The organism is Sporomusa rhizae, assembly GCF_041428845.1.
GTDB lineage: Bacteria > Bacillota > Negativicutes > Sporomusales > Sporomusaceae > Sporomusa > Sporomusa rhizae.
In genome coordinates, this window is sequence record NZ_CP156925.1 from 60,001 (window position 1) to 73,991 (window position 13,991).

Genomic DNA, 13,991 nt, shown 5'->3' on the forward strand with positions numbered 1-13,991 from the left:
TGTACAGCAAGGTGAGATTTACGGAATTATCGGCAAAAGTGGCGCTGGTAAAAGCACACTTATTCGTTGCATTAATCTTTTAGAGAGGCCAACTGATGGTACAGTAACTGTAGATGGTCAGGAAATGACGGCGTTGTCTGAGGCCGAGTTACGGGAAGCCCGCAAAAGCATGGGAATGATATTTCAGCATTTTAATTTGCTTTCTTCACGTACTGTACTTGAAAATGTGGCTTTTCCGCTGGAGCTGGCTGGTGTCAGCATGGCAGAAAGAGAGAAACGGGTGCTGCCGCTGTTAGAGCTGGTCGGTCTTAGCGATAAGAAAGATGTATATCCGGCACAGTTAAGCGGCGGGCAAAAGCAGCGGGTCGGCATTGCCAGAGCTTTGGCCAGCCAGCCAAAAGTGCTGTTGTGTGATGAGGCAACATCTGCACTAGATCCGCAGACCACAGAATCAATTTTGGCTCTATTGAAAGATATAAATAAAAAACTTGGTCTGACAATTGTTTTAATAACCCATGAAATGCATGTGATTAAAGCCATCTGTAACCAAGTTGCGGTTATCGAAGGTGGACAGTTAGTGGAAACCGGCAGCGTTTTTGAAGTGTTTACCAGGCCGCAATCCACTACTGCGCAAGATTTTATCAAGGCGGTAGTAAATAACAAGCTGCCGGAGGCACTTGCTGCGGTAATTTCGGATAAACCAGCTGCTGATAGTAATGTAGTTGTCAGGCTTTCATTCTTTGGAGCGACAACTAATGAGCCGGTGCTTGCCGGGCTTATCCGCCGGTTCGCGGTAGATGCCAGTATTATCTCAGGCAATATTGACCATCTGCAGGATACACCATATGGAACGCTGCTTATCGAATTGTCAGGCAGACCAGAGGACATTCAAAATGCATTAAATTACTTACATGCTAGAGATTTAGGAACAGAGGTGATTGGATATGTCGCAAGACATGCTTATGCTGCTTGTTGAGGCACTGGGAGAGACATTATACATGGTTGCGGTTTCTTCGCTTATATCAGCTCTTTTAGGAATTCCGTTAGGAGTAATACTGGTGATAACAGGTAAGGGCCACATCAAAGAAAACCTAGCTTTTAATCAGGCGTTGGGAGCTGTTGTGAATGCGGGCAGATCTACTCCGTTTATTATCTTAATGGTGGCAATTATTCCGTTCACCCGCATTATCGCCGGTACTTCCATTGGTACGAATGCGGCTATTGTACCCTTAAGTATTGCCGCCATTCCATTTGTTGCACGAGTGGTTGAGTCATCCCTCAAGGAAGTTGATGCCGGTCTTGTTGAAGCGGCACAAGCTATGGGAGCAACTCCTGGGCAGATTATCTTGAAGGTGCTTATTCCTGAGGCAATGCCCTCAATTATCCTCGGACTGACATTAACAATTATCAGCCTTATCGGCTATTCAGCAATGGCAGGTACTATCGGCGGCGGCGGCCTGGGAGATTTAGCGATCAGGTATGGATATCAGCGTTTTCAGGCCGATGTTATGCTTGCTACAGTAGTAATTCTGATTGCCATGGTGCAAGTTGTACAGTCGAGCGGTGATTACTTTGCTACTAAGTTAAATAAGCGATAAGCAAACCGTGAAGGGAGAAATTTTTAGTGCACAAGGTTATACAAACTATCCGAGAAGATGGATACTCCTCAACCAAAGCCCGGCAGTTTTCTGAGTCAGTAATCCGGGAGATGAGCCGAATTGCCGCCGCTCACAATGCAATAAATCTGGCGCAGGGTTTTCCGGACTTTCCGGCGCCTGATGCCATTAAGCAAGCCGCGGTTCAGGCTGTCTTGGGTGATCATAACCAGTATGCGGTTACCTGGGGAACAAAAGGCTTGCGGGAGGCAATTGCTGGCAAAGTACAACGCGACTACGGTGTAAGTATTGATCCAGAGCGTCAATTGACCGTATGCTGCGGTGCTACCGAAGGTATGATTGCTACATTGCTGGCTACGATAAATCCTGGTGATGAGGTAATCATTTTTGAGCCATTTTACGAAAACTATGGCGCTGACGTAATTCTGTGTGGCGCTGTACCGAAGTATGTCAGCCTGCAGCCGCCGGAATTCAATTTTAATCGCGACGAGTTAGCCGCCGCTTTTTCTGAAAAAACAAAAGCTATTATCATTAATACTCCTAATAATCCAACCGGCAAAGTATTTAATCGTGAGGAATTAGAGTTAATTGCCGACCTCTGTATTAAATACGATGTACTGGCCATTAATGATGAAATTTATGAGCACATCCTGTATGACAATACTAAGCATATTCCGATTTGGACGTTACCGGGGATGGCTGATAGAACCATAGCGGTAAACAGTGTTTCCAAAACCTTCAGCGTAACCGGCTGGCGTATCGGTTATGTGCAGGCTTCTCCTGAAATTACGGCTTCCGTGCGCAAGGTGCATGATTTTCTTACTGTTGGTGCAGCCGCGCCACTGCAGGTAGCAGCCGAAGCCGCTTTTAAATTTGGCGCCGATTACTACCAGGAATTATCCGGTTTTTATAGTGAGCGCCGGGATTACTTACTGACAGCTTTGGAAAAGGTAGGCTTTAACTGCGTTAAACCGCTAGGTGCTTATTATATTATGGCAGATATTACTCCTTTTGGCTGGGATGATGATGTTGCTTTTGCTAAGTATATGGCCAGTGAAATTGGCGTAGCTGTTGTACCGGGATCAAGCTTTTTCCGACCGGATAGTACAGCAGGGAAAACTCTGGTTCGCTTCTGCTTCTGCAAAAAGTTTGAAACTTTACAGGCAGCCGTCGAGCGTTTGCAAAAACTTATAGTAAAAAGGTAATTAAGGTAAGGAGCGAAAATGTATGAAAAAATATATTAAACAAATCGCATTTGCGGCTATTTTAACTATAGCCGTAGCAGGGGTGGCAGGCTGCGGTAAACCAGCAGATGCGCCTGCAGCAGAAAAACTGTTAAAGGTAGGGGTGACCGCCGGTCCACACGCTGAGGTTATGGATGTGGTAAAAAAAGTAGCGGAAAAGGATGGACTCAAAATTCAGGTTGTTGAATTCAATGACTATGTCCAGCCTAATGTAGCCCTGAGTCAAGGTGATATTAACGCTAACAGCTTCCAGCATCAGCCGTATCTTGACAATATGGTGCAGGATCGTAAGTATGATATTGTATCTGTGGCCAAAACAGTAATTTTTCCCATGGGTGTTTACTCTAAGAAAATTAAAACATTGAACGAGCTTAAGCCTGGGGCTATTATTGCTATACCCAACGATCCTACGAATGGCAGCCGCGCCTTGCTGCTGCTGGAGAAACAAGGACTTATTAAGCTTAAGGCCGGAGTTGGTCTAAAAGCTACCGCCGCGGATATTGCCGAGAATCCTAAGAATTTCAAGGTTAAAGAGTTAGATGCTGCTCAGGTGCCACGGTCTTTAGAGGACGTGGATGCCGCAGCCATCAATACCAATTATGCCATGACCGCTGGTTTAATTCCTAATAAGGACGCAATAGCCATGGAGGATGCTAATTCACCGTACGCAAATATTATTGCAGTAAAAACTAAAGATAAAGACGATCCGGCAATTGCCAAGCTAATCAAGGCGTATCACTCAGAAGAGGTCAAGAAATATATTGATGAACACTTTAAGGGTTCGGTCACAGCTGCTTGGTAAGGTTTTTGTAAAGAAAACACGGCTTGTGCCGAGTCTTTGGTGAAAGTTATACTTTTTCTATCAGGACAATAAGAAACCACGGCGAAAGCCGTGGTTTCTCTATTTACCAAGTATTTCAATAAACTTATCTACTAGATTTGGGTCAAACTGAACGCCGGAACAGCGGCTTAGTTCAGCAATTGCATGTTCATGCTCTAAAGCTTGACGGTAGGGACGGTTGCTGGTCATCGCATCATAGGCGTCGGCGATAGATAATATCCGGCATTCCAGTGGAATGCTGCAGCCCGCCAGTCCCAAGGGATAACCGTTGCCGTTCCACCATTCGTGGTGCTTGAGGATAAAATCAGCAATCAGCCGTAAATCAGGTGAGGCCTGGGCGATGTGGTAACCAATTTCCGAGTGGCGTTTCATCTCAGCAAATTCTTCGGCTGTAAGTTTGGCTGGTTTAAATAAGATGTGATCAGGGATACCGACTTTACCGATATCATGAAATTGTGCCAGTAGTTTAAGCTCAGATACTTTATTTTCCGGAAGTCCTAATGCTATGCCGAGACGGGCGACTAAAGCCTGCAGCCGGTCTCCATGTCCCTCTGTTATAAAGTCACGGGCTTCCAGCAGCTTCATGGCGGTTTGAACAATACTGCTTCGGTTGCTTTGGCTGCGATGCAGTTTTTCCTGGCACAGATTATTATCGGCAATCTTATAGACTTCGTTAAGATCGGTGGTATTAAGTTCTGCTAAGGCAAAGCCCATGGATAGGCTGAGAACAATGCCTTCTCCAAGCGGAGTAGCTCTATTATAATCATCCACGTCCTGGCTAATATTGCGGCATAGCTGTTCCATCGCAAGACGAGAAGCTGTGGGCAGTAAAATGACAAATTCATCTCCACCAATACGGGTGATGGTGGCATTATCAGGGCAGCGTTCTTTCAGTATGCCAGCCGCGATTTTAAGCAGATTGTCCCCACTTTCATTTCCCCATGTGTCATTGATGAGTTTTAGACCGTCCAAGTCGCCGACAATAATACCAACAGGTGAATACTTGGGGTTACTTAGACGTTCTAGTTCTGAAGAAAAATGTGTGCGATTATGCAGTTCTGTTAATGGATCATGAAGACTTATATAAGCAAGCTGTTTCTCAAGTTTTTTCCTTTCGCGGCGAACCGTAGCCTCTTTGATTTCGCGGTGTATTGCCGGTGCCAGGCGGATCATATTTCCTTTTAAGATATAGTCATGGGCACCCGCTTTCATGGCCGTCACAGCAACCTCTTCGCCGATTGCCCCTGAGACTATGATAAAGGGGAGATCAAGGCCGGTCTGTTTAAATAGTTCCAAGGCTGCTAGCCCGCTGAAATTTGGTAAGGCGTAGTCAGAGATAATAACATCCCAGGATTGCTCGGATAAGGCGGCAAGCAGGGTATCTGGCTGATCCACCTGGCGGATATGAGGCGTAAATCCTCCTTGGAGGAGGGCCCTTTTTATTAGTAGAATGTCATCTTCTGAATCTTCGACAATTAGGACATTAAGCTCTGTCATCCTAGTATTACCTCCTAACCGGTGGAAGTTCATTCAGTACTAGCCAGTACAAGCCTAACTGTTGAACAGCAGCAATAAATTGATTGAAATCTACTGGTTTACGAATATAGCTGTTAGCGCCTAAATTATAGCTTGTCAATAAATCCTGCTCTTCACGGGAGGAAGTCAAAATAGTTACAGGGTACAACTTAGTGCGCTCATCGGCGCGGATGCGCCGAAGTACTTCTAAGCCGTCTACCTTAGGTAATTTAAGATCAAGAAGAATTATTTGCGGAATCGGGTTATTAGCAAAATCAGGCCCAAACAAATAGTCCAGAGCTTCTGCTCCATCATGAACAACAATGACTTTGTTCATGATGTTATTTTTTTTCAGAGCGCGGAGTGTTAGAGCCTCGTCATCAGGATTGTCTTCGATTAGTAAAATTATCTTCTCACTCATATTTTACTCCCTTTGGAGGAATATTCTCTATTTTATTACAATTCCACAAAAAGTGGTAAAAATCCTTTTAACAATGATAATTTAAAAGTAGGGAATATGGTAAGCCGGATGGGTATTTTGGAGCGGTTTGCTCATTATAGAAACATAGAAGGTATAGGTGAGAACTTAACTATAATACTAATGGTAAGGAATTATATTGTGGGGGAAAATGATGATACTGGACATTCGGACTTTTTACCTGCTGCTTACAGTGGGGAATATAGTTATGTTTGGTGCATTAATGGTATTTGCGAAATTTTCCCGGTTGGAAGGTTCATTAAGATTATACGCCTACGCTAAGTTACTGCAAGGACTTGGCATGTTAATGGTATTTAGACGGGAAATGTTTCTTGGCGATTTTTTTATCATAATGGAAAGTGCCTTGTTTTTTACCGGAATTTTTACGGAGGCGTTTTGCCTCATTTATGTTGGTAAACAGCCAGGCAAACGAAGTATGCGCATTTGGAGTTGTGGTGCAGTCGCCGTTATAGCAACATTTTCGTTTCTGCAGATGACTGGAACGACAGCCTGGATAATTATCTGTTTTTATGCGGCAATATTTGCTGTTACGTCACTCTTTATTGGGATCCGGTTGGTATTTTACAACAATGATACTAAATTAAAGCGTTTTTTTGGCTATTTCTTTTTGTGTATGGCGATTCCCCATGTTATCAGAGGCGGAGATATAGTAATAAATCATAAAGGAAATGTCATTTTTGGCAGTTATTCTATCCAAATAGCCGTACTTGTGTTTTCGTACATTCATATGTTATCAAGCACTATGGCTTACCTGTTAATGAGTCGGGAGATTGTAGATAAGGAACTCAAGTTAGCCGCAACAACTGACTTTCTTACAGGGGTTACTAATCGTATGCAGTTTACCAGTTTAGCCAAAAGAATGTTTGCATTAGAAATCAGGGAGGCAAAGTCTGTAGCGGTATTCATGTTTGATATCGATAATTTTAAGAGCATAAATGATTCTTATGGACATCCTATGGGAGACCGAGTGCTTGTTCATTTTGCCACTACCATTAGTGATATCGTCCGTACCGAAGATATCTTTGCCAGGTATGGCGGGGAAGAATTTATTTTGATGCTGCCCCATACTGCCATAAAAGAAGCTGAAATAATTGCCAATCGGTGTAAAGCAATTATCGCACGACGGCTTATAGAAGATGACGGCATTCCCAGCTATACGGTAAGTATTGGTATTGCAGCGATGATTCCAGATAATCTCGACCAGTTAGATCTTTTGATTGATCAAGCCGACCAAGCTTTATTGCATGCTAAAAAGCAAGGGAAAAATCAATTTGTTAAATATACGGAATTAGTGTAAAACCGCCTGTATGAAAATACAGGTGGTCTTTTTTTTTGTTTTGATAGAAAGTATAACTTTCGCCTGGATAAGAGCAACATCGGCTTCCACTTTCGCCAAGGCTCGGCGCAAGCCGTGTTTTCTTTATCATATATTGCTCAATAGAGTGCGCTGTTTGTTCAGCAGGATTTTGAATTAAATGAAGCGAAACCCCTATGAAGATGCGCATATACCGTATTGTTTGGAAGTTAAAGGAGTGTAACATGCGAATTTTACATACAGCCGACTGGCATTTTGGCAAGACCATCGAGGGAAGGGACAGGCTGCCGGAACAAGTTGCTTTTGTTGAGGAATTGTGCAGTCTTTGTGCTGATGAGAAAATAGACCTGGTGTTGATTGCGGGGGATGTGTTCCAAAGTCCTAATCCCAGCGCGGCAGCAGAAGAACTGTTTTACTACGCTGTTGACAAATTGGCGGATCATGGCAAGCGAGGGGTTGTCATTGTTGCCGGCAATCATGATAATCCGGACAGACTGTGTGCTGCCTCGCCGCTGGCTGGGCGCCTGGGGATTACACTTGCCGGACTGCCTAAAGAAGAATTAGGTCCTACAAGTCCGGTAAACGGCAAAGTCTACCGGGTAGATGGCGGACAAGCGTGGCTGGAGCTGGCTGTCCCCGGGATAGGCCATACCGCGGTTATTGCCGCGCTGCCTTATCCGTCTGAAGGGCGGCTTAAAGAGATTCTGGCGCAATCACTTGAAGATAGGGATTTGCGGCAGGGCTATAATGAACGGCTGGCTGGTTTATTTGGGGCATTAAACCAAAAGTATCGTGTGGATACTGTTAACCTGGCTGTTAGTCACTTGTACGTCCGCGGCGGTATAGAATCAGACTCAGAACAGCAAATTCAGGTAGGGGGAGCGTATGCTGTCGATCCGCTGATTTTCCCGGACAGAGCTCAGTATATTGCTTTAGGTCATTTGCACAGACCGCAGTATGTCGGCGGCACGCCGGCGCCTTGCCGCTATGCCGGGTCGCCGTTGGCCTATAGCTTCTCGGAGACTGGGTATGCTAAATCGGTGACCATTATTGATGCTTTGCCCGGGCAAAAGGCCGATATCCGGGAAGTGCCTGTTTCGGCCGGCAAGCCGCTAGTAAGATGGCGGGCAACCGGCGGTTTGGAACAAGTTCGTGAATGGGTTGCTGCCGGGCGGGACAAGAATGCCTGGATTGAGGTTGAAATGGAAATTACTAAGGCGTTGGCTTTGGACGAAATTCAAGAACTTAGAGCTCTGCATCCTGGTTTTGTCGTCATTAGGCCGGTGTTTGCTTTAGCTAACGGAGAAATCGCGCCGGAACCAGTCCGGCTTAACACTATGCCGCTTAATGAGTTGTTTATCAGATTTTATGAACAGCAAAACGGTGGCTTGAAGCCGGATGATAAGCTCATAGAACTGTTTTTGGAGTTAAGCCAGAGTGTTCTAACAGAGGATACAGAAGACAGTATGGAGGACGGCAGCAAGGAGGCAACAGAATGAAGCCGATATCACTTACAATTGCCGGGTTGCATAGCTTCCGGGAAGAGCAGGAAATACCGTTTGCTGAGTTGAGTAAACTGGGGGTATTTGGTATCTTCGGCCCTACAGGCAGCGGCAAATCCTCCATTCTTGACGCTATGACCTTAGCCTTGTATGGAACGGTGGTTAGGGCCGGCCGACGTACTCAGGGGATTTTAAATCACGCAGAAAAGCAGGTTAAAGTTGCTTTAACATTTTCGCTTGGACAGGGTGCTGCCCTCCGTATTTACCGGGTAGAACGCCGGTATAACCGCAAAGATCAATTGGCGGTTAACAATACTTACAGCCGATTAGTAGCGGTAAATACTGGTGAGGAAGAAGTTCTTGCCGATAAGGAGCGCGAAGTTACGGAAAAGGTTACAGCTCTCCTGGGGCTAAAGGAAGAGGATTTTACCAGAGCGGTAGTTTTGCCGCAAGGCAAGTTTGCTGAATTTCTGAATTTGGGCGGCAAGGAGCGGCGGGAAATGCTGCAACGGCTGTTTTCCCTGGAACAGTACGGCAATGTGTTAATAAACAAGGTAAATGAAAGGCTAAGGTTTGCCGAGACGAGCTATCTTGAAATAGAAAGCGAGCAAAAAGGATTAGGAGATGCTTCGCCGGCTACTGTTGCTGCGGCGCAAGTTGCGCAGCTGGGAGCTAAACAGGCGGAAGCTGGCGCGCTGGTTGAATATGAAAAGGCGTCAAAGCGGTTTGCTGAGGCCAAAGAGGTATATAATCTGCGGCAAGAACTTTGCAAGAAGCGGGCGGAACTTGCCGAGCATCACCAGCAGGCCGGCCAAGTTAAGGAGTTGACAGAAGCTCTTGATTTAGCTGAAAAGGCCGGACGGACAGCACTTGTGCTTGAAGAGTTTACTTTAAGCCAAGCGAACGAACAAACGGCAGTCAAAGCCAAAGAGCAAGCAGAAACTCAGGCTGTTACACTGACCGTGGATACCAAAAGGCTGATGTCCGTGTATACGGCAGCACGGGAAACACGCCTGAAAAAGGAACCTGCGCTTATTGAGCGTCGCACTAAATTGGAGGCTGCTGTCAGCCTGGAAGCCGAGGTGAGCAAGCTGGCACAAATGGCAGCTGCCATGGCAGACAAGCAGCGTGACGAGCAGAAGGCAGCTACAGCTGCCAGCCAGTTATCCGCAGCTCAGAGCAAAATCAGCCAGCAGTTGGACGAAGATATACAAAGGCTGGAGGAACAACTAAATTCAGCCAATATTAGCACAGAACAACGAGCGCAGGTACAAGCTTGCCAGCAGGCCGCTCATGTACTAGAACAGCATCTGCAAATCGCCGAGCGGATAAAAAATGACGGTGTGCAGCGGAAAAAACACGCCGAACACGTCCAGACAGCTGCCAAGCAGGCCGAAGAAAATTTGCAGCAAGCTGAACGCAGGCTAACTGAGCGGGAAGCCGCCGAAGCCAAAGCAGCGGAAGATCAGCTCACAGCGGCAGCTACCAGACTTGATCAACTTCTGGCAGGAGAGAAACAGGCGGCGGCTGCCCGTTTGGCTCAAGAGCTTGCTGACGGCCAGCCGTGCCCTGTATGCGGTTCAACACATCACCCCGGTTTTGCCGGTGCCCGGCAGGCAGCTGCAGGCAGTAGTGGCTCAGTTAACTTTGAGCAGGAAATTATTGCGGCTAAAGAGCATATTGCTACTCTTACCCAAACACTGACCGAAGCAGGCAAAGCTGTGGCTGGGGAACGTCAAGCGCTGGATCAGGCGCGGACCGCCGCCGCAGCACTTCGGCAGCAGGCAGCAACTGCGTTGACCGAGTTGGATAAGGTTAGAGATGGATATAAAGAGGCACAGGTGGCTGTAAAAACGGCGGCCAACCAGCTTGTTGAGATGCTGCAGGCAGCAGGCCGAGACAGTGCCGCGGACGTGCCTGCTGCCGCCGTCCTTGCACAGGTAGCGGAACTAAATGAATATATTAGTAAACAAGACAAACTTACCGAAACCTTGAATAGGCAGTTAATCAGTCTCAGACAAAAACAGCAAGCCTGTCAGCAGGAAATTACAAGGCTGCAGCAGCTTGTACAAGCAGGAGAAGCAAGCTTAGCGGCACGTAAAGCCCAGCTAGACAGTTTGAACAGCCAACTGATGGCGAATAAGCAGGAACTTAATGCTGTTACTCAAGGTATACCGGCAAAGCAATTGCTAGCCCGCAGTGATCAGGAGTTGGAGACTGTCCGACGGGAAGAACACCAAGCACAGGAAACTTATGAGCAGGCCGCCGCTGCCTTGACCGAGGCAGAACAGGAACGAACCCGGGCGGAGACCCGCTGGCAAGAGATGCTGAAACACCGGGAGCTATTGCAGGTACGTCTTGCTGCCAAGCTGGCGGAAGAGGGATTTGCCGACGCTGCTGCTGTGACTGCAGCACTTATGACCGAGGTACGGAGGGAAGATTGCCGTAATTTCCTTACCGTCTATACCCAAACCGAACAGCGCTTAACCGGTCAGTGTGAGCAACTCGCGGCTGCACTCAAGGGGCGGACAATAAGCGAGAGTGACTGGGAGCAATTTAACCAGCAGGTACAGGACGCCGAACTTGCCAAAAATGCAGCTATTGAGCAGCGTGTCGAGGCGGAGAAGGAATACCGCGATCTTGCGGTCAAGCATGAACGCTGGTCACAGCTCGAGAAGCAGCGGCTGGAGTTTAAAGATAAAAGAGACTGCTTGCAATCGCTGAGGAATTTGCTGCGTGGCAACGTTTTTGTTGAGTTTTTGGCTCAGGAACAGATGGCGCTTGTTGCCCGGCAGGCATCAGAGCGTCTGAAACAGATAACGCAGCACCGCTATGCGCTGGAAATGAGCTCTGACGGCGGTTTTCTTATCAGGGATGATGCCAATGGCGGGGTAAAGCGTCCTGTTAGCACCCTGTCAGGCGGCGAAACCTTCCAGGCCTCTTTAGCGCTGGCTTTGGCCCTATCAGCGCAAATTCAGCTTAAGGGGCAGTATCCGTTGGAGTTTTTCTTCTTAGATGAAGGGTTTGGTTCACTTGACCAGCATGCTTTAGATATGGCTATGACAACACTGGAGAAGCTGCATCTGGAACGCTTAACAATTGGCGTTATCAGCCATGTGGCTGAACTAAAACAGCGCATGCCGCGCCGTTTGCTGGTAGAACCGGCAGAACCAGCCGGACGCGGCAGCCGTGTACGGGTTGAGGAGGCATAAAATGCAACATAAACGCTTACTAAGCGGTTTTTTTCTCGTTTTATTTTTAGTCGCTGCGGTTGGCTGCAGCGCTGCTCCGTCGCCGCAGAAGCAGTCCCGGGAACAGACGGCGGCTGTTACGGTACGGTTAGGGATTGATAATATTGATAAGTATTTAAATGTTTTTGCAGGCAAACGGGTAGGGCTTATTACCAACCAAACCGGTATGAACAGTCAATTTCAAAGCAGTATTGATGTAATTAAGGCCAAAACAAACCTAGTGGCACTGTACTCGCCGGAACACGGTATCCGGGGGCATGTACCGGCAGGGGCGGCTGTTGGCAGTTATACGGATGAAAGTACCGGTGTTCCGGTGTATAGTTTATACGGCCAAACCAAAAAGCCGACAGCCGAGATGCTGGCTAATGTAGATATTTTGGCCTTTGATATGCAGGATATTGGCGCCCGGTTTTACACTTACATGTATACCATGGCCTATGCTATGCAGAGTGCCAAAGAACAGGGCAAGACCTTTGTTGTGTTTGACCGTCCAAATCCGGTGGGCGGTGAAGTGGTCGAAGGCAATATTATTGAACCCGGCTACGAATCGTTTATCGGTATGTACCCAATTCCTGCCCGGCATGGTCTGACTATCGGCGAGATGGCCCGGCTTATGAACCGTGAGTATAATATTAACTGTGATTTGGTGGTAATTCCAATGGCTGGCTGGCAACGCAGTATGCACTTTGCCGACACCGGGCTGCCTTGGGTTATGACTTCTCCCAATGTCCCAACGCCGGATACGGCGCTGGTTTATAGCGGCACAGGCATTTTTGGCGGCACTAATGTCTCTGAAGGTATCGGTACAACCCGTCCGTTTGAGCTCGTTGGCGCGCCCTGGATTGACGCCGCAGCACTGGCCGAACGCATGAACGCCGCGAAACTACCGGGGGTTGCTTTCCGGCCCGTATACTTTACGCCAAGACAGCCTGAGGTTAAATACCACGGCCGGCTTTGTGGCGGGGTACAGCTTCATATAACCGACCGGCAAGCATTCCGGCCGGTACGAACCGGGCTGGTTCTGCTGTATACAATTAACGAAATGAGCGGCGGTAAATTTTCATTTAATCCGTCCGGCACGGCTGCTGCACCGACAATTGATATTTACACAGGCAACAGCCGGGTGCGCTTAGGTGTACCGCTGACTGAGCTGCTGCCGCAGTGGGACGAAGCTGCCGCACGGTTTAAGGAAATGTCCAAGAAGTATTATCTATATCAATAGACAAAGAACCCTAATTCAATGTGGATTAGGTTCTTTCGCCCTTTAACCGTTGTTATAGTGTCAGAACTAGCGGCCGATATGGCCGGTATACCTCTCACGATCCAGCACTCTCCCAAGTAATATTTTTGTTATAATATCCTGCCTGGCCACTGCCAGGATATGCAGGAGTGTGGTATAATCTGGATAGCAAGTGTGAATCGTTTCAGTGGGGGGAAGGCAATGAAAATTAGGCATTTACGACATGCAACTTTTCACTTACATATAAATGGCTTGACATTATTGGTCGACCCTGTTTTGGGTTCGGCGGAAAGCATGGCACCCATTGATAATTCACCTAATCAGCGGCGTAATCCGCTGGTAGAATTACCGGTAAGTGTCCACGACGCAATGCAGGCTGATGCTTGTCTTATTACCCACACGCACCGGGATCATTTTGATCCAGTGGCGGGTGAGCAGTTGCCTAAATGTATGCCATTGTTTTGCCAGCCGGAAGATTTGGATAAACTAAGGCAGTTAGGTTTTTTTGATGTGCACGCAATCGATACCGATACTGCTTGGCACGGGATAACCATTACCCGTACTGGCGGTCGGCATGGTACCGGCGAGATTGGAAACAAAATGGCTCCGGTATCAGGGTATGTGCTTGCTGCTGCCGGTTTGCCCAAGCTATATATCGCCGGCGATACCATCTGGTGTCCGGAAGTAGCTGATGTTTTAGCGGTATGTAAGCCGGAGGTTATTATACTCTTCGGCGGATCGGCCAGATTTAACCAAGGCGATCCTATCACTATGGGAACCGGGGATATACTTCAGGTATGCCGGCAGGCAACCACCGCGAAGGTCGTGGTGTTGCATATGGACGCGATTAATCATTGTCTACTGACCCGGACGGAGCTTAATGAATTCTTGCGGCAAGAGAGACTGGATAATAGGGTAACAGTCCCGGCTGATGGACAATGGGTCGAATTTTAGACCTTGGGAGTGGT

The 13,991-nt window shown here is 47.4% G+C and carries 11 protein-coding genes (1 of these 11 running past the window's edge); 9 read left to right on the forward strand and 2 right to left on the reverse strand.

All coding sequences use genetic code 11. The features are described 5' to 3' along the window. The 4 genes in view from SRRS_RS00235 to SRRS_RS00250 are tightly spaced (at most 26 nt apart) and all read left to right on the forward strand, a layout consistent with a single transcriptional unit that may run on beyond the window. Positions 1–976, forward strand: partial view of a methionine ABC transporter ATP-binding protein gene (locus SRRS_RS00235; RefSeq protein WP_371365144.1) — the 3' portion only. It extends 80 nt beyond the left edge of the window; 976 of the gene's 1,056 nt are visible here — the last part of the coding sequence; the start codon falls outside the window, past its left edge; the stop codon is at positions 974–976. Continuing rightward, positions 945–1,598, forward strand: coding sequence for a methionine ABC transporter permease (locus SRRS_RS00240; protein ID WP_371365146.1), 654 nt, complete (start codon positions 945–947; stop codon positions 1,596–1,598). Before SRRS_RS00235 ends, SRRS_RS00240 begins: the two co-directional genes overlap by 32 nt. A 26-nt stretch (positions 1,599–1,624) precedes the next feature. Then, positions 1,625–2,821, forward strand: a complete 1,197-nt coding sequence (locus SRRS_RS00245) for a pyridoxal phosphate-dependent aminotransferase (RefSeq protein ID WP_371365147.1) — start codon at positions 1,625–1,627, stop codon at positions 2,819–2,821. Between the two features lie 22 nt (positions 2,822–2,843). Further along, on the forward strand, positions 2,844–3,662 hold the full coding sequence (locus SRRS_RS00250) for a MetQ/NlpA family ABC transporter substrate-binding protein (protein WP_371365149.1): 819 nt from the start codon (positions 2,844–2,846) through the stop codon (positions 3,660–3,662). Between the two features lie 99 nt (positions 3,663–3,761). Here SRRS_RS00250 and SRRS_RS00255 read toward each other — a convergent pair whose 3' ends face one another. Together SRRS_RS00255 and SRRS_RS00260 are read right to left on the reverse strand one after the other, a co-directional pair. Beyond that, complete coding sequence (locus SRRS_RS00255) at positions 3,762–5,198, reverse strand: HD domain-containing phosphohydrolase (protein ID WP_371365151.1); 1,437 nt, start codon at positions 5,196–5,198, stop codon at positions 3,762–3,764. A 7-nt stretch (positions 5,199–5,205) separates the two neighbouring features. After that, complete coding sequence (locus tag SRRS_RS00260; RefSeq protein ID WP_371365153.1) at positions 5,206–5,637, reverse strand: response regulator; 432 nt, start codon at positions 5,635–5,637, stop codon at positions 5,206–5,208. Positions 5,638–5,845: 208 nt separating this feature from the next. Here SRRS_RS00260 and SRRS_RS00265 point away from each other — a divergent pair, with 208 nt between their 5' ends. The 5 genes from SRRS_RS00265 (at position 5,846) to SRRS_RS00285 (ending at position 13,977) form a co-directional block, all read left to right on the forward strand. Beyond that, a complete protein-coding gene (locus SRRS_RS00265) occupies positions 5,846–7,012 on the forward strand; it encodes a GGDEF domain-containing protein (protein WP_371365155.1) in 1,167 nt (388 codons plus the stop codon). A 242-nt stretch (positions 7,013–7,254) separates the two neighbouring features. Further along, positions 7,255–8,529 carry an exonuclease SbcCD subunit D gene (locus tag SRRS_RS00270; RefSeq protein ID WP_371365157.1) on the forward strand — a complete coding sequence of 425 codons (1,275 nt, stop codon included), beginning with the start codon at positions 7,255–7,257 and terminating at the stop codon, positions 8,527–8,529. Beyond that, the gene (locus SRRS_RS00275) at positions 8,526–11,744 is read left to right on the forward strand and encodes an AAA family ATPase (RefSeq protein ID WP_371365158.1); all 3,219 of its coding nucleotides are present in this window, start codon (positions 8,526–8,528) and stop codon (positions 11,742–11,744) included. Before SRRS_RS00270 ends, SRRS_RS00275 begins: the two co-directional genes overlap by 4 nt. A gap of 1 nt (position 11,745) precedes the next feature. After that, complete coding sequence (locus SRRS_RS00280) at positions 11,746–13,005, forward strand: exo-beta-N-acetylmuramidase NamZ domain-containing protein (RefSeq protein ID WP_371365160.1); 1,260 nt, start codon at positions 11,746–11,748, stop codon at positions 13,003–13,005. 219 nt (positions 13,006–13,224) lie between these two features. Next, entirely contained in the window at positions 13,225–13,977 is a 753-nt protein-coding gene (locus SRRS_RS00285) for an MBL fold metallo-hydrolase (protein ID WP_371365161.1), read from the forward strand. Positions 13,978–13,991 lie beyond the last annotated feature (14 nt).